Below are 1,057 nucleotides of genomic sequence, written 5' to 3'. Positions count from 1 at the left end.
TGCATGAAGTGGATGCCATGGCTGTGATGGCGTGCACCCTCGATATTTCGTGCGAGCAGACGCTTGGCGCCGGCCTCGAAGCAAATCTCGATGTCGCGAATCAACGGCTGTTCGCCTTGGCTCGGAAGCTGAACGTCATACACGAATCTTCCCTCTCCGCCGCCGTTCACTTTGGAGCCCTGAAGCGCCTCCCACATATGGGCGAAGTTTTGCTTACGGAATGCATTCACTGGAATGCTCACCGTCCGGCCTTCCGCTCCCGTAACCGCCTGCTCTTTACCGCCACGCACGTCAAACGTGGTAAAGTTACGCGTCACCACACCTTGGTCCGCATTCAACAGACGAATGCCCAGAACGGCAACCGCATCCGTGTTCGGCATGCGTACCTGCAATTCCGATATAGGCGCTACCCCATAACCATCCCATGTTACTTCCAGCTTGCCTTGGTCAGCGACGACCTTCGTTCCGAACTTGTCATAGGATAATTCCCAGGCCAGGGCAAGTGACTGTCCGTGATATTGGTCTGAGTAGCTGGAACGGAGCAGCGGTACCGTGACCTCGCTCCCTTGCTCCAGCGTCTGACAAGGAGGCGCATCGATTACGATATAATCCGGCGTGTGCAGGTCGGCAATCGTCATCCCCGGCACGAAATCCTCGTAGCCGAATTTTTTATCCGTCCCGTCCAAACGGTAATAGCCGTTGAATTCATTGGTCACATCCCGGAACTCCGTAAAGACAAAGCCGCACAGCTTATCGTGGCGTCGGAATTCGTTTAACATGTAATGATAATGCCACGCCAGATCGCTGTCCCCAGCTCCGCCGCCGTCAATTCCCCACACATTACCACATTCGCTGTTCATGAGTGGAGCATCGCCCTGCTGGTTGCCGCCGATATAGTTATACTCCGATCCCGGATGGGTTTTTTGAACCACTTCCTCGATATGATTCCGCAGCGGTTCATAACCGTTGATATAAAAATGCCATGTGTTGATATCTGTCTCCACGTGATCGTACGCACACGGTGAATTGTCCTCCACGATCCGGGTAGGGTCCATCC

1 pseudogene is annotated in these 1,057 nt (G+C 54.2%); it reads right to left on the bottom strand.

What is annotated here, in order from left to right:
* Nucleotides 1–1,004, bottom strand: a pseudogene (locus ACFRAK_RS29695) (glycoside hydrolase family 2 protein); the annotation flags it as partial.
* Nucleotides 1,005–1,057 lie beyond the last annotated feature (53 nt).

Source organism: Peribacillus sp. NPDC056705 (genome assembly GCF_043656335.1).
The sequence above is the reverse complement of the archived record's forward strand: the minus strand, read 5'-3'. Positions and strand labels throughout refer to the sequence as shown.